The 21235-nt window shown below is 63.3% G+C and carries 20 protein-coding genes; 9 read left to right on the top strand and 11 right to left on the bottom strand.

All coding sequences use genetic code 11. The annotated features are described in order from the left end of the window. The first annotated feature begins 17 nt into the window (after positions 1-17). From pbpC to JN279_RS18040, 6 genes are all read left to right on the top strand, one after another. Positions 18-2108 carry a penicillin-binding protein 1C gene (gene pbpC / locus JN279_RS18065; RefSeq protein WP_244734654.1) on the top strand — a complete coding sequence of 697 codons (2091 nt, stop codon included), beginning with the start codon at positions 18-20 and terminating at the stop codon, positions 2106-2108. A gap of 187 nt (positions 2109-2295) precedes the next feature. Beyond that, positions 2296-3048, top strand: coding sequence for a M15 family metallopeptidase (locus JN279_RS18060; RefSeq protein WP_096457502.1), 753 nt, complete (start codon positions 2296-2298; stop codon positions 3046-3048). A 209-nt stretch (positions 3049-3257) separates the two neighbouring features. Continuing rightward, positions 3258-4286 (top strand): sulfate ABC transporter substrate-binding protein, encoded by a 1029-nt coding sequence (locus JN279_RS18055; RefSeq protein ID WP_095202074.1) that lies wholly within the window; start codon positions 3258-3260, stop codon positions 4284-4286. Positions 4287-4367: 81 nt separating this feature from the next. After that, positions 4368-5219 (top strand): sulfate ABC transporter permease subunit CysT, encoded by an 852-nt coding sequence (gene cysT, locus JN279_RS18050; protein ID WP_096447602.1) that lies wholly within the window; start codon positions 4368-4370, stop codon positions 5217-5219. Continuing rightward, on the top strand, positions 5212-6096 hold the full coding sequence (cysW, locus tag JN279_RS18045; RefSeq protein WP_096447604.1) for a sulfate ABC transporter permease subunit CysW: 885 nt from the start codon (positions 5212-5214) through the stop codon (positions 6094-6096). Before cysT ends, cysW begins: the two co-directional genes overlap by 8 nt. A 69-nt stretch (positions 6097-6165) precedes the next feature. Continuing rightward, positions 6166-7206 carry a sulfate/molybdate ABC transporter ATP-binding protein gene (locus JN279_RS18040; protein ID WP_096447606.1) on the top strand — a complete coding sequence of 347 codons (1041 nt, stop codon included), beginning with the start codon at positions 6166-6168 and terminating at the stop codon, positions 7204-7206. Between the two features lie 14 nt (positions 7207-7220). On the opposite strand, the gene JN279_RS18035 is transcribed toward JN279_RS18040, so the two are convergent. Together JN279_RS18035 and JN279_RS18030 are read right to left on the bottom strand one after the other, a co-directional pair. After that, complete coding sequence (locus JN279_RS18035; RefSeq protein ID WP_096447608.1) at positions 7221-7619, bottom strand: type II toxin-antitoxin system VapC family toxin; 399 nt, start codon at positions 7617-7619, stop codon at positions 7221-7223. Further along, positions 7619-7894: an antitoxin gene (locus JN279_RS18030; RefSeq protein ID WP_202353531.1), complete on the bottom strand. Its 276-nt coding sequence runs from the start codon at positions 7892-7894 to the stop codon at positions 7619-7621. Before JN279_RS18030 ends, JN279_RS18035 begins: the two co-directional genes overlap by 1 nt. A 232-nt stretch (positions 7895-8126) precedes the next feature. Between JN279_RS18030 and JN279_RS18025 the strand changes: the two genes are divergently transcribed. The 3 genes from JN279_RS18025 (at position 8127) to JN279_RS18015 (ending at position 11025) form a co-directional block, all read left to right on the top strand. Beyond that, positions 8127-9113 (top strand): sulfate ABC transporter substrate-binding protein, encoded by a 987-nt coding sequence (locus tag JN279_RS18025; RefSeq protein WP_202353530.1) that lies wholly within the window; start codon positions 8127-8129, stop codon positions 9111-9113. Between the two features lie 249 nt (positions 9114-9362). Beyond that, positions 9363-9812: an RrF2 family transcriptional regulator gene (locus JN279_RS18020; protein WP_095202067.1), complete on the top strand. Its 450-nt coding sequence runs from the start codon at positions 9363-9365 to the stop codon at positions 9810-9812. An 82-nt stretch (positions 9813-9894) separates the two neighbouring features. Further along, complete coding sequence (locus tag JN279_RS18015) at positions 9895-11025, top strand: hypothetical protein (protein ID WP_202353529.1); 1131 nt, start codon at positions 9895-9897, stop codon at positions 11023-11025. Here JN279_RS18015 and JN279_RS18010 read toward each other — a convergent pair. From JN279_RS18010 to JN279_RS17970, 9 genes are all read right to left on the bottom strand, one after another. After that, a complete protein-coding gene (locus tag JN279_RS18010; RefSeq protein WP_202353528.1) occupies positions 11020-11568 on the bottom strand; it encodes a gluconokinase in 549 nt (182 codons plus the stop codon). The two genes, JN279_RS18015 and JN279_RS18010, sit on opposite strands and share 6 nt — an antisense overlap. 2 nt (positions 11569-11570) lie before the next feature. Then, on the bottom strand, positions 11571-12557 hold the full coding sequence (locus JN279_RS18005; protein ID WP_202353757.1) for an ABC transporter permease: 987 nt from the start codon (positions 12555-12557) through the stop codon (positions 11571-11573). Between the two features lie 14 nt (positions 12558-12571). Next, entirely contained in the window at positions 12572-13552 is a 981-nt protein-coding gene (locus tag JN279_RS18000; RefSeq protein WP_095202064.1) for an ABC transporter permease, read from the bottom strand. Next, entirely contained in the window at positions 13549-15096 is a 1548-nt protein-coding gene (locus JN279_RS17995; RefSeq protein WP_202353527.1) for a sugar ABC transporter ATP-binding protein, read from the bottom strand. The genes JN279_RS18000 and JN279_RS17995 overlap by 4 nt, the downstream gene beginning before the upstream one ends. An 82-nt stretch (positions 15097-15178) precedes the next feature. Next, positions 15179-16306, bottom strand: a complete 1128-nt coding sequence (locus tag JN279_RS17990; RefSeq protein WP_095202062.1) for a sugar ABC transporter substrate-binding protein — start codon at positions 16304-16306, stop codon at positions 15179-15181. 307 nt (positions 16307-16613) lie between these two features. Beyond that, positions 16614-17642 (bottom strand): LacI family DNA-binding transcriptional regulator, encoded by a 1029-nt coding sequence (locus JN279_RS17985; protein WP_202353526.1) that lies wholly within the window; start codon positions 17640-17642, stop codon positions 16614-16616. 156 nt (positions 17643-17798) lie between these two features. Further along, positions 17799-19025 (bottom strand): MFS transporter, encoded by a 1227-nt coding sequence (locus tag JN279_RS17980; protein WP_202353525.1) that lies wholly within the window; start codon positions 19023-19025, stop codon positions 17799-17801. 137 nt (positions 19026-19162) lie between these two features. Then, positions 19163-20062: a DUF3800 domain-containing protein gene (locus JN279_RS17975; RefSeq protein ID WP_202353524.1), complete on the bottom strand. Its 900-nt coding sequence runs from the start codon at positions 20060-20062 to the stop codon at positions 19163-19165. A 381-nt stretch (positions 20063-20443) separates the two neighbouring features. Next, a complete protein-coding gene (locus JN279_RS17970) occupies positions 20444-21220 on the bottom strand; it encodes a FadR/GntR family transcriptional regulator (RefSeq protein WP_095202283.1) in 777 nt (258 codons plus the stop codon). Between the last annotated feature and the right edge of the window lie 15 nt (positions 21221-21235).

The following is a 21235-nucleotide window of genomic DNA, read 5'->3' as shown; positions in this document are numbered from 1 at the left end:
GGATGAGGGGCAGCGCCATGCTCTCCAGAAAATTTCTCCGTCGAGCAGGTATCGCCGCCGCCTCCCTGGTGGGTTTTGCGGCGGTCGCCACAGCTACCCTGTGGGAACTCGACCGCGCCTTCCCGCCCCCTTTGCCGGCGGAACTCACGGTCTCCACCGAAGTCCAGGACCGCGACGGCCAGCTGTTGCGCGCCTTCGCCACGCCTGATGGCTACTGGCGGCTCGAAACCCGGCTCGACCAGGTCGACAAGCAGTTCGTCGATATGCTGGTCACCTATGAGGACAAGCGCTTCTGGGATCATCAGGGCGTCGACGTGCTGGCGATTTGCCGCGCTGCCGGCCAGTTCGCCACCAGTGGCCACATCGTCTCCGGCGGCTCGACGCTGTCGATGCAGCTTGCCCGCCTCATCGAGCCGCGCGAAAGCCGCAGCCTCGGCTCCAAGATCAAGCAGATGCTGCGCGCCATCCAGATCGAGCGGCGGCTGTCGAAGAATGAGATCCTCGAGCGCTATCTCACGCTGGCCCCCTATGGCGGTAACCTCGAAGGCGTGCGTGCGGCTTCGCTCGCCTATTTCGGCAAGGAGCCGAAACGGCTCACCGTTTCCGAAGCCGCTTTGCTCGTCGCCTTGCCCCAATTGCCGGAAAAGCGCCGGCCCGACCGCAACCTCGAAATCGCCCACGCCGCCCGCGACCGCGTGCTGACCCGCATGGTTTCCTCGGGTCTGATCGGCGAACGCGAGGCGGCGCGCGCCGCCCTTGACGATGTGTCTGGCCTGCGCCGCACTCTGCCGGCGCTCGCCGCGCACGCCGCCTATGCGATGCTGCCCAGGGCCGTTCCCGGCCAGCCGCTCAAACTGACCATCCGCAAAAGCGTCCAGGAAGGCCTGGAACAGGTGGCGCGCGACGCCGCGACCAAGCTTGGGCCGCGTCTGTCCGTCGCCATGGTGCTGGCCGACTCGCGCACCGGCGACATTCTGGGCGAAGTCGGCTCGGCCAATTTCTTCGACGCCAGCCGTTCGGGCTGGATCGACATGACCAAGATCGTCCGGTCGCCCGGCTCGACGCTGAAACCGTTCATCTATGGCCTCGCCTTTGAACAGGGGCTAGTGGCGCAGGAAACGCTGATCGAGGACAGCCCGGTCGATTTCGGCGGCTACCGGCCAAAGAATTTCGACATGGGCTACCAGGGCGATGTCTCGATCCGCCAGGCGCTGCAACTGTCGCTCAACGTGCCGGCGATCCGCGTGCTCGACGCGGTCGGCCCGGCGCGGCTGACGGCGCGCTTCCGCCAGGCCGGCGTCAACCCGATCCTGCCGATCAACGAAGCGCCCGGCCTGGCCATCGGCCTCGGCGGCGTTGGCGTCACACTGCGCGACCTCGTCCAGCTCTATACGGGCCTCGCCAATGGCGGCAAGACGCACACGCTGCATGACGGCACCGAGCCCGCCAATGCCGAACGCACCACCGCCACCATCCTCAACGACCAGGCGAACTGGCAGATCATCGACATCCTCTCGGGGGTGAAACCGCCGGAGGGCGCCTTGCAGCGCGGCATCGCCTACAAGACCGGCACGTCCTACGGCTACCGCGACGCCTGGTCGGTCGGCTTCGACGGCCGCTATGTGCTGGGTGTCTGGGTCGGGCGTCCCGACGCCAGCGCCGTGCCGGGTCTTTCCGGCTATGTCTCAGCCGCTCCCATCCTGTTCGAGGGCTTTGTCCGTTCCGGCCTGGCCACCGTGCCGCTGCCGGGCAAACCATCAGGCGCCTTCACCCCCAAGCGCGAGGACCTGCCGGTGACGCTCGCCCGCTTCGGCGCCGGCGCCGATGGCCTGGTGCAGGCGACACCAACCGAACCCGCGCCGACGATCATCTTCCCGCCGGACGGCGCCCGCGTCGACCTCGCCACCAATTCCGCCGACGCCACGCCGCTGGTGCTGAAACTGCAAGGCGGCCGTGCGCCGTTCCGCTGGCTTGCGAACGGCAAGCCGCTGGTTGGCCTCGACCGCCGCCGCACCGCGACATGGCAACCGGACGGCGCCGGTTATTCGACGCTGACCGTGATTGACGCGGCCGGGCGAGCGGCGAGTGTGAAGGTGTTTGTCGAATAGGATGCGGCAAGCGATTCAGGGTGGTGCGCTTTTTCGTCTGAGGTTCGGTGCGAGGCCCCCCTCTCTGGCCTGCCGGCCATCTCCCCCTCAAGGGGGGAGATTATTCGCTTCTTTGCCTTCGCTAATCTCGAACGTTGGAAAGGCGGGGGCAGCGCCGAAACTGCCAATCTCCCCCCTTGAGGGGGAGATGCCCGGCAGGGCAGAGAGGGGGGCCTCGCACCGACTTGTGTTGGGGGCATTCTTCACAGCGCTTGCGTTAGCAATCGCGAGCCCTCTTCCTGCCCTCACCGCCCCCCTCCCCGCCGGCTTCGTCCGCCTCGCCGACGTCGCCCCGTCGATCCGCCAGGACATCCGCTACGCCGGCGCGGGCAATTTCCTGCACCGCAAGGTGAATGGCTACGACGCACCGATCTGCATTCTCACCTTGCAGGCGGCGCAAGCACTTGCCGGCGTCCAGCAGGCAATCGCCGCTCGAGGCCTAACGCTGGTCGTCTTCGACTGCTACCGCCCCGCCCGTGCCGTCGCCGACATGGGCGAGTGGACGCGAGAGGGCGGGCCACCCGATCCGCAATGGTACCCCAGGGTTCGGCGTAGCGACCTCATCGCCAAGGGCTATGTCGGTGAACTGTCAACCCATTCGCGCGGCTCGACAGTCGATGTCGCGATTGCGCGGATCGGCAGTCCATCCGTCGCCAAACCCGCCTGCGGCGCCATCGACGCCGATACGCTCGACTTCGGTACCGGCTTCGACTGTTTCGATCCGACGAGCGAGACGGCGCACCGCCCGCTCGGCAATGAAGCGACAGCAAACCGCAAGTTGCTTGTCGAGGCCATGCTTGCCGGCGGTTTCAGGAACTATGCCCGCGAATGGTGGCATTTTACGCTCGAGCACGAGCCCTTTCCAAAGCAGCGCTTCGATTTCCCGGTGAGCGCCGAGTAATTGCCGGACCAAGCCCGAAACGACCTTGCCTCGGCATCGCGCGTCTCTAGATAGACCTCGAATCCGCGCTGAGCGCCAGCGAGGAAAATATTTCCCCATGCGACGGAAGATCGTCCAAGATTTTCTTCAGGAGGGCAAAAAAGGCAACATTCGATGCATCTAATTTCTATCAATTCGCTAGATTTGGCGCGGGTTCAACGGAGGCAGAAATGACCAAACCTCATTTCAGGAAACTGCTCGGCGCGCTGGTCGCCACATCTGTCCAGTTCGGCACGCTCGGTTTCGCGTTCGCCGACACCACCATCCTCAACGTGTCCTACGATCCGACGCGTGAGCTCTACAAGGCCTATGACGAGGCCTTCGCCGCACACTGGAAGGCCGAGACCGGCGAGACGGTCACCATCCAGCAGTCGCATGGCGGATCGGGTGCCCAGGCGCGTGCCGTGATCGACGGCCTCGACGCCGATGTGGTGACGCTGGCACTCGAGGGTGACATCAATGCCATCGTCTCGAAATCGAAGAAGATCAATCCCGACTGGCGCAAGAAATTCGAAAACAATTCAGCGCCTTACACCTCGACCATCATCTTCCTGGTGCGCAAGGGCAATCCCAAGGGCATCCATGACTGGAGCGACCTCATCAAGGACGGCACCCAGGTGATCACGCCCAACCCGAAGACCTCAGGCGGCGCCCGCTGGAACTATCTGGCCGCCTGGGCCTATGCCAACGCCAACGATGGCGGCGACGAAGCCAAGACCAAGGAATTCGTCGGCAAGCTCTATGCCAATGCCCCGGTTCTCGACACTGGCGCCCGCGGCTCGACCGTCACCTTCGCGCAAAAGGGCATTGGCGATGTGCTGATCGGCTGGGAAAACGACGCCTATCTGGCACTCAATGAATTCGGCGCCGACAATTTCGAGATCGTCTATCCGCCGACATCGATCCTGGCCGAACCCCCGGTGGCGATCGTCGACGCCAATGTCGATGCCAAGGGCACGCGAAAGGTGGCCGAAGCCTATCTCGGCTGGCTCTATTCCAAGGAAGGCCAGACGATCATCGCCAAGAACCACTATCGCCCGGCCAAGCCCGAACTGGTGGCGCCGGCCGATCTGCCCAAGACCCCCGATATCAAGCTGATCTCCATCGACGACCCGCTTTTCGGCGGCTGGAAGAAGGCACAGCCTTATCATTTCGGCGACGGTGGTATATTCGACCAGATCTATAAGCCGGCCCAGTGAGGTTCGGCAGTGCCGAAGAAGCCCGCGAATGGGCATCTTCGGCAAAGTCTGGTTGAGTAAGAAGGGACAATCCAGAACTCCATGACCACAGCACCCGCGCAGGCGGGGTGGCGATTCAGGCAGCCGAGTGTCATTCCGGGTTTCGGATTGACGCTCGGCTTCTCGCTTGCCTACCTCACCCTCATCATCCTCATTCCGCTTTCCGGGCTGGTCTGGCGCTCGGCCTCGCTCGGCTGGGTTGAATTCTGGGCGATCGCCAGCGACCGCCGCACCATCAATGCGTTGGAAATCAGCTTCGGCACCGCCTTCCTCGCGGCAGCCGTCAATGTCGTCTTCGGCACGCTGGTCGCCTGGGTGCTGGTGCGCTATCGCTTTCCCGGCCGCCGCATCGTCGACGCCATGGTCGATCTGCCTTTCGCGCTACCGACCGCGGTTGCCGGCATTGCGCTCACCACGCTCTATGCGCCGAACGGCTGGATCGGCAAATTGCTGATGCCGCTCGGCATCAAGGTCGCCTATACGCCGCTCGGCATCGTCGTCGCGCTCGTCTTCATCGGTCTGCCCTTCGTCGTGCGCACCGTGCAGCCGATCATGGAGGAGATCGACAAGGAGGTTGAGGAAGCCGCCGCCACGCTTGGCGCCAGCCGCTTCCAGATCATCACCCGCGTGCTGTTCCCGGGTCTGGCGCCGGCCATCATCACCGGCTTTTCGCTGGCCTTCGCGCGCGGCGTCGGTGAATACGGCTCGGTCATCTTCATCGCCGGCAATCTGCCCTACAAATCCGAGATCGCGCCGCTTTTGATCGTCATCCGGCTGGAGGAGTACAACTACCCGGCGGCGACCGCGATCGCGGCGATCATGCTCGCCCTGTCGTTCGTCATGCTTCTGGTGGTCAATCTCGTGCAGACATGGAGCCGCAAGCGCTATGGCTGATCCCGAAATCAAATCCTACGAACCCTACCATGAGAGCCGCTCGGCGGCAGTGACCGAGAGCCGGCCGGCACAGGCCGTGCTGATGGCGATCGCCTTTGTCTTCCTCGGCGTCTTCCTGCTTTTGCCGCTGATCATCGTCTTCCACGAGGCGCTGGCGAAAGGCATCAGTGCCTATACGCAAGCGCTGGGCGAACCGGATGCACGCTCGGCGATCCACCTGACACTGCTTGTCGCTGCGATCTCGGTACCGCTCAATGTCGTGTTCGGCATATCCGCCGCCTGGGCCATCGCCAAGTTCGAGTTCAAGGGCAAGGCCTTCCTCACCACGCTGATCGACCTGCCCTTCTCGGTCTCGCCGGTCATTTCTGGTCTGGTCTATGTGCTGCTGTTCGGCGCGCAAGGGTTGCTCGGTGAGTGGCTGAAGGGACATGGCATCCAGATCCTGTTCGCCGTGCCGGGCATTGTGCTCGCCACCGTCTTCGTCACCTTCCCCTTCGTCGCCCGCGAGCTGATCCCGCTGATGCAGGAACAGGGCAATGGCGATGAAGAAGCAGCGCTTTCGCTCGGCGCCAATGGCTGGCAGACCTTCTGGTATGTGACCTTGCCCAACGTCAAATGGGGCCTGCTCTATGGCGTGCTCCTGTGCAACGCGCGCGCCATGGGCGAATTCGGCGCGGTGTCGGTGGTGTCGGGCCATATACGCGGCCTGACCAACACCATGCCGCTGCATGTCGAAATCCTCTACAACGAGTACAATGCGGTCGGCGCCTTTGCCGTCGCCTCATTGCTTGCCGGGCTGGCGCTCGTCACGCTGGTCTTGAAAACACTGCTCGAGATGCGCTACGGCGCCGAACTCGCCGCGACGCGCGGGCATTAGATGCATGTCGCCCAAAAGTGGCTACCGGTTTTGGGATAACGACATGCATCCACTACAAAGGGACTGTTGATGGAAGTTCGCGTTGCCAACGTACGCAAGGAGTTTGAGCGGTTTCCGGCGCTCCACGACGTGTCGCTCGACATCAAATCGGGCGAGCTGATCGCGTTGCTGGGGCCGTCCGGCTCCGGCAAGACGACGCTGCTCAGGCTGATCGCCGGGCTGGAGCGGCCGACCCGTGGAAAAATCTTCTTCGGCGACGAGGACGCCTCGCAGAAGTCGATCCAGGAGCGCAATGTCGGCTTCGTCTTCCAGCACTACGCGCTGTTCCGGCACATGACCGTGGCCGACAATATCGGCTTCGGCCTGAAAGTCCGGCATGGGTCCTCGCGGCCGCCGGCGCAGGAAATCCGCCGCCGCGCCTCCGAGCTTCTCGATCTCGTCCAGCTTTCCGGACTGGAAAAACGCTATCCGGCACAGCTCTCCGGCGGCCAGCGCCAGCGTGTCGCGCTGGCGCGCGCCATGGCGATCGAACCCAAGGTGCTGCTGCTCGACGAGCCGTTCGGCGCGCTCGATGCGCAGGTGCGCCGTGAACTGCGCCGCTGGCTGCGCGAGATCCATGACCGCACCGGCCACACCACCGTCTTCGTTACCCACGACCAGGAAGAGGCGCTGGAGCTTGCCGATCGCGTCGTGGTGATGAGCCAGGGCCGCATCGAGCAGGTCGGCACCGCCGACGATATCTACGACACGCCAAACTCGCCTTTCGTCTATGGCTTCATTGGCGAATCGAGCTCGCTTCCGGTCAAGGTCGAGAATGGCGAGATCTGGCTCGCTGATCGCCCGATCGGGCTGTCGGCGCCGCATGCGCCCGAGGGTGACGCGACGCTCTATTTCCGTCCGCACGATGTCGAACTGCTCGACGGCTGCAGCGGCTGCATCGCCGGCACGGTCGCCGCCAGCCGCCGCGTCGCGGGAACACGGCGCGTCGAGCTTGAAATCGGCGGCGAGCGCCAGCGGGTCGAGATCGAGCTGCCGGTCGGCCATCCCGCCGCGCAGAAAAGCCGGGTGGCGTTCCGCCCCGGACGTTGGAAACTGTTTCCGGCGGCCTGATCTCGAGGTCGGCGCTATTCCAGCCAGTTCTCGACCTTCAGCTTCCGTATCCGGGTGAACTCCCCGATGTTGGCCGTCACCAAAATGGCGCCTAACACGCAGGCGTGAGCGGCAATAAAAAGGTCATTGTGGCCAATGGGTTGGCCAACGGCTTCCAGCTCGGTGCGAAGCGCGCCGTACTCGGCGTCCACCGGCACATCGAGCGGCAAGACAGGGATTTCAGCCAGCAGGTCCTCGACCTTCTTGAGCAGCTTGGCCGAGCCTTTCCTGGCGCAGCCATACCGCAATTCAGAGGCGACGACGATGCTGGTACACACAGCGGCGTCTCCCTCGCGCACCATTGCACTGGCAGCCTTGCCGGCCGGGTTCCGGATCATGTCGCTGATGATGTTCGTATCCAGCATGAACCGCATCAAAAAATGTCCTCGGCTTCGACAGGCGCATCGTCGATCTCGGGAAAGTCGTCCTCAGGACCAAGCGGCGCCTCTTTTGCCCATTGGGCGAGCAGCGCGGCAAGGCCGGGTTTTCGGACCGGCTCAATGATCAGGCGGTCGCCTTCACGGCTGATCAGAACCTTGTCGCCAGGGAGTTCGAATTCGACAGGAATGCGCACCGCCTGGCTGCGGTTGTTGCGGAAGAGTTTCGCCTCCTTCGGTGGCGGCGTTGTTGTGTGGCGATGCTGGGGCATGGCTGCCTCCATTTGTATATGCCATATGTATATGCCAAATGGCAGCCTTGGACAAGCAACAGAAAAACGCGGGCCGAAGCGCGTGTCATCTGGAACAGAATTCTAAGGACCCGCTGTGTTGGCCATATGTTTTCTCGCAGCAAGGTCGCGGAACCATCATGCATGCCTCGCCCTGCCCCCTGCGCCACCGCTATTGTCGGGCGATTAACGCATTGCCTCCGGAGCCTTTTTCATGAAGCGATTTTTCCTCGGCGTTGCCACCGTTGCCGGCCTGGTCCTCGCATCCTCCCAAGCCTGGTCGGCCGACAAGCTGCTCAATGCCTCCTACGACGTCGGCCGCGAACTGTTCGTCCAGGTCAACAAGGCCTTCGTCGCCGGGCATCCGGGCGTCACCGTCGACCAGTCGCATGCCGGCACGTCGGCGCAGGCACGCGCCATCGCCGAAGGGCTGGGCGCCGATGTCGTCACCTTCAATCAGGTCACCGACGTCGATTTCCTGGTCAAGAAGGGGTTCGTCTCCGCCGACTGGCAGAAGGACTTTCCCAACAACGCCTCGCCCTTCTATTCGCTGCCTTCCTTCCTTGTCCGCGCCGGCAATCCCAAGCACATCAAGGACTGGAGCGATCTGGTGCGCGACGACGTGCAGGTGATCTTCCCCAACCCCAAAACCTCGGGCAATGCGCGCTACACCTATCTGGCCGCCACCGCTTACGCCAAGGAGGCGTTCAAGGGCGATGATGCCAAGGTGAAGGAGTTCATCACCAAGCTGTTCAACAATGTGCCGATCTTCGACACGGGCGGCCGCGCCGCGACCACCACCTTCGTGCAGCGTGAGATCGGCGACGTGTTGATCACCTTCGAGTCCGAGACGCGCGGCATCCGCAAGGAATATGGCGACGACAAATTCGAGCAGGTCACGCCCTCGGTCAGCCTGCTGGCGGAATTCCCGGTGGCGATCGTCGACAAGGTCGCCGACGAGCACGGCACGCGCGATCTGGCCAAGACCTATCTCGATTTCCTCTACACGCCCGAAGGCCAGGACATCCTCGCCCAGAACGGCAACCGGGTGCGTGACGCTGCCGTCGCCGCCAAATACAAAGCCGATTTCCCGGAGGTACGCCTGCTGACGGTGGAAGACGTCTTCGGTGGCTGGGACAAGATCCAGAAAGAGCATTTCGCCGCCGGCGGCCTGCTCGACCAGGCCTATGGCAGCCGCTGACGGCTACAGCATACGAAGAACAGCTAAGGGAAAGCCGGCAATGAGCCGGCTTTCTTCGTTTTTGCCATCGGCCATGACAAATACGGCGCCATCCCGGCAAAACGTTACAAAGAATCAACGCGTTTATGCCTAACGTGCCATTTGGTGTCTTGTTTTCGCGAAATGCCATCGCGCGGCGAAACCGTCATTATTTGCACACAAACAGCCGCCAGATGCGGGGTGGTTGGGGCTTCAAGGGTTGACTCGGGCATGCTGACAAAAAAAGGCAAGTACGGCCTCAAGGCCCTCGTACATCTTTCCAGTCTTCCGGCGGGCCAATTGGCCTTCGTCAACGACATCGCCGTCGCCAACAACATCCCGAAGAAATTCCTCGATGCCATTCTCGGCGAATTGCGCAATGCCGGCTTCGTCCTGAGCCGCAAGGGCAAGGAAGGCGGCTATCGGCTTGCCCGCCCGGCCTCCGAGATCAAGATCGGCCATGTCGTTCGCGTGCTGGACGGACCGCTGGCGCCGATACCTTGCGCCAGCCGCACGCAGTACCAGCGCTGCGAGGATTGCGACGAGGCGACCTGTCAGGTCCGGCACATGATGCTGGAAGTGCGCCAGGCGATCGCCGAGGTGCTGGATAACAGAAGCCTCGCCGCCATGCGCGATGCCGACAACGACGATTTCCCGGTCGAGCTGTCCTCGCAAATCTGAGCCTCTGTGTGGCGCTCGGCGTCGCAAGGTTGCACGGTCCATGCCAACGCAGTAAAGCGGTCTTGGACAACAGGCTGGACCGATGAGGCTGTCGTGGTTCGCAAAATCCCGCAACCACAAGCCGCCATCCGCGGCCACCTTCCGCAGTGAAATCATCGCCGACATTCTCGTTCCGGAACGGGCAGAGGATGTACGCTTCTTCAGCCGCAAGGTCATCCACCCCGGCAGGGTGCGCCGGTTCTCGAACCAGGATTTGCGCGAAAGCCTGCTCGCTGCCTTCTATCTTCTCGTTGCAGCTTCAATGCCAATCCGCTGGTGGGCGTCGATCTGCGACCGGATGTCCAGGCTTCGCCTGAAACGCCATATGCGCAAGCAATTTCCTGGCTACGCAGCCGCGACGCGCGCAGTGCTTGGCGGCAGCATCGACGCGCGCAAGCTGTTCGAGGCATTGCTCGCGGCGCGCCACCGCCGCCGGCTGCAGCTTGCCGCGCACCTCGCCGGCTTCCGATGGGCGCCCACAATTCGGCTGGAGGGACGGGAAGGATTGCAGGCTGCGTTGCTGCGCGGCCACGGCGCCATCGTCTGGTGCGATCAGTTCACCTCCCAGACCATCTTCGGCAAGCGCGCCCTGCACGAGGCGGGCATCGAGGCCCATCAGGTGAGTGTCAATTCCCACGGCATCTCGGAATCGATGTTCGGCCTGCGTTTCCTGAACCCGCCGCTGGTCAAGGTGGAGAACCGCTACCTGAAAAGCCGCATCGTCTTCGAGCGCGACGATGCCTATCAGGTCACCATCCGCATCCAGAAGATCCTGAAGCGCAATGGCGTCGTGCTGATGACCAACACCATCCATGCAGGCTCGACCTTCACGGAGGTCGCGATCGGCCAAAGCGGCTGGACGCATCTTGCGTCGGCGCCGGCGAATTTCGCCGCAAGGGGCAAGGCAGCGCTGTTTGCCATGTCGACCTTCGAGACCGTCCCCTTCGGCGAATACCGGGCCGTCATCAGCCCGGAGCTGTTGCCGGCTGAAGCGGAGACGGGACGGGACGGAGCCAAGGACATGGTGCGGCAGGCACGCTATATCCTGCTCAAGCGCGACCGGCTGCTCGAAGCGCTGAAACTGTTTCCCGAACAGATGCTGATCTGGTCCAGCAGCCGGAGGCTGACGGAAGCCTCGGACCATATCACGACAGGCGATGATACCGGCTCATGACCTGGCCAGAAGCCGGATCGCGTCGGTAACGGCATCGGCAACCGGACGCGTCGCATCGATTGTCAGGGCCCGCTCATCCCTCCCCGGCGGCTCCAGTATGGCGAACTGGCTGTCGACCAGGCTTGCCGGCATGAAATGGCCCTTGCGGCCGGCGACGCGCTCACGCGCCGTCGCCGGGTCGATTTCCAGATAGAGGTAGACGATGTCGGCGCAAAAACCGCGCAGGCGTTCGCGATAGCTGCGCTTCAGCGCCGAGCAGGCCGCGACCACGCCCTGCCCTTCGCGGATCGATGCCGCGATACGCCCGCCGATCGCGTCGAGCCAGCCCTCGCGCAACTGGTCGGTGAGCGGCTCGCCGCTTGCCATGCGCTCCACGTTCTCCGGCGGGTGGAGCCGGTCGCCTTCGATGAAGACGGCGTCCAGCTTGGCCGCCAGCGCGATGCCGACAGCCGACTTGCCGCAACCGGCGACGCCCATCACGACAATGGCCGGAGGCACTAAGCCGGGAGCGCCCGTCGGCGCCTGCGCTGCTTTTTCACCCACTGTCAGCGGCTTGCCGGCGCGCGGCCGTAGAGCAGCAGCATGGCGACGATGACGACGCCATAGATGATCTGCCGCCCCGCCTCCGGCATCTGCATGACCGACAAGATGGATTGCAGCAGCGTGATCAGGATGACGCCGGCGACGGTGCCGAGATAGGAGCCGCGCCCGCCCAAGATCGAGGTGCCGCCGAGCACCACGGCGGCGATCGACGGCAGCAGATAGGCATCGCCCATCGACTGAGCCGCCTTGGAGGCATAACCGGCCAGAAGCACACCACCAAAGGCGGAGAGCCCACCGGAGACGGCGAAGGCGATCATCACCACGCGCCTTGTGTCGATGCCGGAGAGATAGGCGGCGCGCTCGCGGTTGCCGATGCCGTAGACCGTGCGGCCAAAGCCGGTGCGGGTCAGCACGAACACCATTGCCGCCCCGATCAGGGCCCAGATGATGACGGCGTTGGGCACGCCGGGGATGGCAAAGCCGGTGGCGAGGTAGCGCATGGCGCCCGTGGCCGAATCCTGTGGCGAGAAGCCGCCGGTATAGACAACCATCAACCCTTGCGCGACGGCGTTGGTGGCGAGCGTGATGATCATCGAGGGAATGCGGAGATAGGCGACGCCGATGCCGTTGATGATGCCGATCAGCACGCCGCAGAAGATGCCGAACGGGATAGCCAACACCACCCCGGCCGGACCGTAAGCGGCCGCCGCGCAGGCCATCATCGCGCCGGCCGCCACCGACCACGGCACCGACAGATCGATCTGGCCGAGCAGCACGACCAGCATCATGCCGGTGGCGATGACACCGAGGAACGAGGCGACCTTGAGCTGCTGCAACAGATATTCAGGCGACAGGAAGCTTCTGGAATAGAGACTGCCGAGGAACAGCAACAACACGATGCAGGCAAAGGCCGTCAGCACCGCCGGGTCGGCGCGGCGGATGAATTTCGGCATGCGGCCGGCAATGCCGCCGTTGCTCTTCCCAACCATCGGCGTCGTTTCGCTCACAGGAACCACTCCAGCCGGTTGCGGACCCGAAACAGGGCGAAGGCGCCGAGGCTGACGGCGACCAGCAGGATAACGCCCTGGAACAGCGGCTGCCAGAGCGGATCGAAATCGAACACGAACAACAGATCGCCAATGGTGCGGAAGGCGAGCGCGCCGAAGATGGCGCCGATGGCGCTGCCCTTGCCGCCGAACAGCGAGACGCCGCCGAGCACCACGGCTGCGATCGAGAACAGCGTGTAGGCGTTGCCGCTGGCATAGGCCGCGTCGCCCGTATAGGTGAAGAAGGTGAGGAACAGCCCGCCGATCGCCGCCAGCAGCCCGGCCAGCGTGTAGGCGGCGAATTTGCCGCGCCTTATCGGAACGCCCGACATATAGGCCGCCGTCTCCGAAGATCCCGCCGCGTAGGCAGCCCGGCCAAGCACCGAGCGACTGAACGGCACCCAGATCACCAGCACGATGGCGAGCAGCACGACGAGGCTCGCCGGCACCACATCGAAGACGCGGCCGGTCATCGCATCGGCCAGATCCTCATTGACCGAACCGCCCGGGAAGGGCCGCAGCAAGAGGCCGATGCCGTAATAGACGGCCCCGGTTGCGATGGTGGCGACGATCGGCTGCAGCCGGCCGTAGATGACGATGGCGCCGTTGATGGCGCCGCAGAGAAGGCCGACCGCCAGCACGGCAATGACGCCGAGCGTCGTCTGCATCGGCGTGCCCACCACCAGCCAGGAGGCCAGGCAGTTGGTGAGGAGAAAGATCATGCCGACGGACAGGTCGATGCCGGCGGTGATGACCACCAGCGTCTGTGCCATGGCGACGAAGGCGAGCAGCACGCCCTTGTTCGCCGCCGTCTGCACCACATTGGCGGTGAAGCCGGCCGGATGGTTCGAGGTGTAGATGACGAACATGACGATGAAGATGCCGAACGCCAGCAGCGTTCCGCGCTGCTCGGCCAGCCAATAGCGCCAATCCTTCACGCGTCTGCTCCCAGGCCCACCGGGCTCTCCTCGCCATGGATGTTGAGCGCGCTTGATATGAGCGCCCGCTCGGTGATCTCGGCACCAACCAGCTCGCGCTTGACCGCGCCGTCATAGAGCACCAGCACGCGGTCGCAGCAGCCGATCAACTCGTCATAGTCGGTCGAGTAGAACAGGATCGCCGCACCGGCATCCGCCAGCTTGCGCATCAGCTGGTAGAGTTCCTGCTTGGTGCCGACATCGATGCCGCGCGTCGGGTCGTTGAGCAGGATGATGCGCGGCTGGCGCATCAGCCACTTGGCGATAACCACCTTCTGCTGGTTGCCGCCCGACAGCGCGCCGACCGGAATGTCGAGACCCGCCGTCTTGATGGCCAGAAGGCCGACCATGTCGTCGATCAGCCGCTGCTCGGCGGCGCGGTCGATGATGCCGCCTTTGGACAGCCGGTCGAGCGCGGCGAAGGACAGGTTTTCGCGCACCGTCATCGGCAGCATCAACCCTTCGGTCTTGCGGTCTTCCGGGATCAGCGCCATGCCGATGTCATCCTGCCGCGCCTTGGCGGGACTGCTGATCGTCACCGGCCTGCCGTCGATCAGCACCTCGCCGGAAAGGCCGCGCAGCACGCCGAAGAAAGCGAGCAGCAATTCGCGCTGTCCCTGCCCGTCGAGACCGCCGAGGCCGACCACCTCGCCTGCCCTGACGGTCAGCGAGATGTTGTCCAGCCGGTCGGTCCACGAGAGCTTGCGGGCTTCGAGCCTGGGTGCGGCTGAAGCCGGCACGGCCGCCGGCTTGGGCGGGAAGATGTGACTGTATTCGCGGCCGATCATCAATTCGACCACCTCATTGTCGCTCTTCGAGCCGGCCTTGTAGCTGGCGACGTTGCGGCCGTTGCGGAACACCGTGCACTGATCGGCGAGTTCCGCGATCTCGTTCATGCGGTGCGAGATGTAGAGCAGCGCCAGTCCTTCCCTGCGCAGCCGCTTCAGCACACCAAAAATGTTCGAGACATCCGCCGCAGTGAGCGCGGACGTCGCCTCGTCGAGGATCAGGATACGCGGCTTTCTGGCGAGCGCCTTGGCGATCTCGACCATCTGCCGGCGCGACAAGGGCAAGTCCTTGACCAACGCCAACGGGTGGATGTCGCCCGCGCCCGCGCGGGCAAGCGCTTCCTCCGCGATACGGCGTTGCGCCTTGCGATCGATCATGCCGAAGCGCTTGGGCGGATCTGATATGACGATGTTGTCGGCGACGCTGAGTTCGGGAACCAGCGACAGTTCCTGGAAGATACAGACGATGCCTGCCTTGTTGGCGGCAGCAGGCGAAGCGAAGGTCACCTCACGGCCATCCAGCGTCATGCGGCCTTCGTCGGCCGCGACGACGCCCGCCATCACCTTGATCAGCGTCGATTTGCCGGCGCCGTTTTCGCCAAGGATGGCGTGGATGCTGCCGGATGTGACGACAAGCTCCGCCTTTTCCAGCGCCCGCACGCCACCATAGCGCTTGGATATGCCTTCCATCTGGAAGAGCGGAACCGCAGCGTCCATAGGCCCTCCCGAGGCACTTTGACGACCAGAGATATCGAGTGGCCGGCGCCGTGAGAGAATCCCACGGCGCCGGGAGTGCAGTCTACTGGTCCGCCTTGGTCTGGCCCATGATTTCCTGCGCGGTGAAATTGATGCCGCAGGTCGGGAAGGAATTGCCGACGAAGAAATTGTCGGACTGGTCGGGGAAGAAATCCTGACCGGCCTTGAAGTTCGGATCCTCGACGATCGCCAGCGGCAGCTTGACCGACTGCGGGACGACATTGCCTTCAAGCGCTGCGATCGCCGTCTTGATGGCAACCGCCACCTGTGCCGGGCCGGTACCGGCTGACGAGCATTTCAGCCCGTCGGCCGCGTGGGCCGCGCAGAACTTGCGGAAGCCGTTCTCGGTCTCCCCGCCGAACGGCACGAACGGATGCTTGGCATCGATCATCGCCTGCACGATGCCGGTGTCACCGCCCTGTCCCGTGACGCCGTCGAAGGGGCCGTTGGTGGCGATCGCGTCGGCCGAAGCTTTTTGCGCAACGCCGTCATCCCATTTGCCGACGACCTCGGTGACCGCCCATTTCTTGCCGGAGGCGTCGAGCACTTCATGGATGCCGTTGTGGCGGTCGGTGTCGACCGATGTCCCGGCAACGCCGCGCACTTCAAGCACCTTGCCGCCATTCGGCACATGCGAGACCAACCATTTGCCCCACAGTTCGCCAAGACCCTTCTGGTCGACGTTGACGTTGATGGCGTCCTTGGTGTCGAGAATGTTATCGAAGGCAACCAGTACGACGCCGGCTTCCTTGGCGCGCTTGATCACCGGCCCGAAGGCGGTCGGGTTCTGCGCGTTGACGACGATCGCGTCGTAGCCGGAATCAATGAAGTTGTTGATCGCCGAAATCTGCGCCGGCACGTCTTCGCCGGTCGAGACGACCTTGAATTCCTTCAGCTTCGCCGCGACATCCTTCTGCGCCGCATAGGCCTTCGCGGTCTGCACCATCTGGATACGCCAGGTGTTGGCGATATAGCCGTTGGCGAGCGCAATGCGGTATGGGCCGGCCTTCTTGGGAAACTTGAAGAACAGTGTGTCCGCGGCCCAGGGTGCGAAGCAATCCGGCTCGGCAGCCGGGCCCTTGACGATTTCAGGGCCTGCGGCAATCGCCGACGAGCTCAACATAACGAATGCAGTGGCGGCAACGATGCCACCGACAAGTGACTTGATCATCGATAATCCTCCCAGTTGCAGTTCTGATTTGTCGGTTTAGTTTTTGTGGAATTTTCGCGCTTCTGGGCGGCTCCTCCGCCTTGCCCAGTCACGCCTGCCAGGTGCTGAAGACCTCCGCGCCCCCTCCCTTTGCCGTCCCCTTCAGCCGGTGAAATTTATCATATTATCCATAATAAACAAGCGTGAGCTGTTGCTTATGTATAATAAACAGACCCAGCGCCTAAGTGGCGATACTCGTTCAGGGAAAATGGTAGCGCTACCATGACGTGGTGTAAAGCGCCATTTGCAGGCCTTCTCGAAAGCCTGTTCAGCGCGCCGTGCTCTCCCGGCGCATGAGCTCGAAGCCGAGGTCGACGATCCGCTGCTGCGGCCTGTCACCGGCGATCGCCGCCAGCGCCAAGGCGACCGCGCGCCTGCCGATTTCGTAGCGGTAGGTGCGGATGCTGGTAATCGAGGGAAAGGCCACCTGCATCATGTCGAGATCGTTGAAGCCTACGATGCCGATCGTCTTCGGCACGTCGATCGAGGCCCGATGGCACTCGAACAGCACGCCGAGCGCGATGTCGTCATTGTTGCAGAACACGCCATCGAGCGTCGGCATCTTGGCCAGCGCGTCGCGGAACAATTCACGCCCAAGCGGCACGCTGGACAGCACCGGCGTGGTGGTGACCAGGCGCGGATCGAACAGGCCGGCCTTCTCCATCGCCGCGCGATAGCCGGCAAGGCGCCGCTGCGAGCGCGGGTCCATGCGCGCGCCAATGAAGCCGATCCGCCGGTAGCCCGCCTCGATCAGGTGTTCGGTCGCCGTCCTGCCGCCATCGAAATGCGAGAAGCCGACCAGCATGTCGACCGGATCTGGCCCGGTCTCCATCACCTGCACCACCGGGCAACCGGCATTTTCGAGCAGTTTCCGCGAGGTTGGCGTCTGGTCGATGCCGGCGACGATCAGTGCTGCCGGCCGCTGCGAACCGAACACTTGTAAGAGCCGCTCTTCCTCCAGCCCGGAATAATGCGTGTTGCCGAGCTGGATGCGGAACGGACTGTCCGACAGGCTGTCATAGATGCCGCGCACCACCTCGGCGAAGACGTTGTTGGTGAGCGAAGGCACCAGCACGCCAAACACCTCGGCACGCGCCGAGGCCAGCGCCCTTGCATTGGGATCCGGCACATAGCCGAGCTCATCGACGGCAGCCTGGATCTGGCGGCGCAAATCCTGGCTGACGCGCTCCGGCTCGCGTAGCGCGCGCGACACGGTGATGGCGCCGACGCCGGCCTTGCGCGCGACATCCGCTATGGTCGGGCGGCCGCCGCCCCGGCGCGAGCGCGGCTTGATCAAGGCCAAGGCCCGTACGCATGGCCGAAGTGCACCCGCAATAGGATTGTCTCAGCTGTTGCCATCTCACCGGCCTGTTGCCCCTTGGTCTCTGGGGTCGCGCAGTGCCTGCCCGTTGTCAAGCCGAGGTGCCTCGGGCGGCCACGCCCGCCGCTTTCCTCAGGCTGCCACGACAGTCCTTTGCCTTGCCTTCCACATGAAGAGCCCGACGGCCAGTATGTTCAGCAAATTCCAGGCGATGCCGTTGAGGAACGCCGCAGCGTAGGAGCCGGTCAGGTCGTAGATCCAGCCCGACATCCAGCCGCCGATCGCCATGCCGAAAATCGTTGCCATCATGACGATGCCGATACGCTGGCCAGCCTCCTTGGCGGGCAGATATTCGCGCACGATGATCGCATAGCAGGGCACGATGCCGCCTTGCGACAGGCCGAACACCAGCGACACGACATAGAGCGAGGCGAGCCCATCGAACGGGATGTAGAACAGCAGCGACAGGCATTGCAGCACCGAGCCGATGACCAGGGTTTTCGCGCCGCCGATGCGATCGGCGATGAAGCCGGAGGCAAGCCGGCTGACGACGCCCGCCGCCATCATGATCGACAGCATGTCGGCGCCGTGCGCCATGCCGTAGCCGAGATCCATGCAATAGGCGACGATGTGCACCTGCGGCATCGACATCGCCACGCAGCAGCCGAGGCCGGCGATGACCAGCAGCACCTGCAACGCCGCCGGCGACATGGGAATCGGCTGCACCGACCGGCTTCCCGGCGAACCGGCGGCGGCCTCCGGAGCGCCGCGCCGCAGCATCAGCACCAGCGGCACCATGGTGACCAGGCAGAAGATGCCGATCGCCGCATAGGTGAAGCGCCAGCCTTCCGCCTTGATCAGCGTCGGCATGATGGTCGGCCAGAGCGCTCCGGCGAGATAGTTGCCGGCGGCCGCCGCCGTGACGGCGACGCCGCGCCGGCGGTTGAACCAGTGCGAGATGTCGGCGATCAGCGGCCCGAAGATCACCGACGTGCCGACACCGATCAGCACGCCCTGGGCAAGGGTGAATTGCAGGATCGAGGTCGACAACGCCGCGAGCAGAAGGCCGGCCGAGAGCGCCACGGAAGAAATCAGCGCTGGGATCCAATAGCCCATGCGGTCGATGGCGCGGCCGACCAGCACATTGCCGGCGGCGAAGCCCACCATGGTCGCGGTGTAGGGCATGGATGCCGCGGCGCGGTCGACGCCGAACTCGGCCTGCACGGCGGGCAGCACCACGACCACGGCCCACATGCCGACCGCACCGATCGTCGCCAGCACCATCGAAATGGCCAGGCGCATCCAGGCGTAGGAGCTGTCGATGCCGGGGCTCGGCCGGCTCAAATCGGGTCGGGTCAAAGGCGTTTCCTGTCGGCGGTCTCGAAAACCGGCTGCCGTCTGCACCACTATCGACGCATTCTCGGTACACAGCAGCGCCACGACAGGCAAATCCGTGGCTCCAGACCCGACGAGCGAGTAGTGTCCCAGTTTGAAATCTAGCGGTGCGATGTGCAGATTTCGCACTTGCAGGTGTAGCCAGCAAAATGGCGAACCCCGACTGTTTTCCCCTTTACGGTATCGGCCCGCACGAAGACCCGTTTAAAAAGGTCTGCCTCTCCGTTCTCGACAAAACGTCGAAGTGAATAGGAACACAGATCAGCAATTTGCACCATTCTGGTAAGGCTACTGTCAACAAACAGAGGCGTCTCGATGATGTTGTCGATAGTCGTCCAAAGGGTGCCTTTGCTGTGGAAATGCCGCATGAGTTCGGTGTGTTTTTTCGCCACGTTCTCGTTGTTATCGTGAACGAGGAGGCCAAGGGGTTTGCCAGCGGCAGTTTCGCTTTTCTCAGTGCTGGACAGAAATTGTTGATAGCGCGATACGACCTGCTCAAGGGCCTGCTCATCAACGGCCCTCCCCGTGCGCACTGGATCAAAATGGGTTTTGTCTATGCATTCTGCAAAAAGCCTTGCACTCTCCCAAGATCCGATAGCGTCGGCCACCGCCGAAAGCGTCGCCAATCGTTCATCGTATGTGAGATGAATGTAAGCTTCGCTATGACGGTAGCTCTTCTTCGCTTGTCTATATGTCTTTGCCTTTTGCGTCTTTTGCAGCGCCAAGAGGTGCCGCGTTCTTTCTTTCTGGACAGCAGCGCGCCTAGATGCCCAGTCCATGCCTTCGAAGCCTGCTATCTTGCTTTGTTCAAGATATTTCCGCGCCATCCAAGCTGTGTGCAATTCCGCGTGTTCCAGCCCGTATTTAGATAGCACCTGGGAGATTTCCCGGTCAGCGTCGCGCCAATGCTCGATCGGGATGCTTAAACCCGCCAGCACGAAATGAGAGCTTGTACCCGGGACATCAGACGTGCCTGACTCGTCAATGTAACAAATGTACATTGTCGGTCAGGCCTGCTGGTTTAGATGGAGCGACTGAGCTATTAGGGCCTTTGCCCTAAGGCGGGACGCTTGGCGACCCATCTCAGACGCGCCTGTAAATATATACAGCCTACCTACGGTTGACAATAGACTCCCCCCAGATTTCGGAAAAATGGCTGCTAACTCACCGTATTGATTGCTTTTATAGAGGCCGCGCTTTCCCGATTTGGGTGCAACTTCATCCATCATCGCGCAAAGATTGTCCATTGACCAGGGCGTCTTGGACAAGCCGGCGGCCATTGCCGGAGGCATTTTCGGTGTCTTGTGGATGCGAAATGACGGCGACGCAAATTTCAAACTGAGACAGCACCGTTTAGCGCAATGGTTTGCCGTTCGACCTGTCTAACGCGACTTGATCACGTGGTCGGTGTTGGCCAGCAATTTCCGCACCGCAGCGCGTGCTGCATCCGGGCGCTGCAGCCGGATGTTCTTCTCGATCGCCTCATGCAGCTTCTGCGCATGGTTGAGGTCGTCGACCGCCCGCGTCGTATAGGCGAACAGATGATCGAATGCGGATTCGATCAGCACGCCGAGCGGCACCAGAAGGTCATTGCCGGAGGCCCGCAGGATGGCGAGGTGGAAGCGCGTGTCGGCGCGCGTGCGCTCCTGCAGGCTGGCCGCCTCCCCCATCTCGCGGCAGGCCTGGCTGATCTCGGCCATCTGTTCGTCGGTCCGCCGCAGGGCGGCGAAGGCGGTCGCTTCCGGCTCGATGATGTGGCGGAACTCCTGCACCGTCTTCAGGAACACTTCGCGGTCGGGCGACGTCGCGTACCAGGCGAGCACGTCGCGGTCGAGCAGGTTCCAGCGCTCCTTCGGCTCGACCCAGCTGCCGATCTTGGGGCGTGAAGCCAAGAGGCTCTTGGCCATCAGCATCTTGATCGCCTCGCGCACCGCCGAGCGGCTGACGCTGAAGGTCTCCGACCATTTGGCCTCGTTGGGCAGGATGGTGCCGGGCGGATAATCGCCGCGCACGATCCTGAGGCCAATTTCGCTGGCCAGCGATGTGTGCACGCTGGCGCCGGGAATGCGTGCCGCGTCGGGTCGACGAACGCCAGCCTGGCGCTCGCCGGATGCCGGCTTTTTCGGCGGTTTTTCCTTGTTCGGCTTTGCGTCCCGCATATGCTTCAGAAAGGC

Origin of the sequence: Mesorhizobium sp. 113-1-2 (assembly GCF_016756475.1) — a bacterium.
Lineage (GTDB): Bacteria > Pseudomonadota > Alphaproteobacteria > Rhizobiales > Rhizobiaceae > Mesorhizobium > Mesorhizobium loti_C.
The sequence above is the reverse complement of the archived record's forward strand: the minus strand, read 5'-3'. Positions and strand labels throughout refer to the sequence as shown.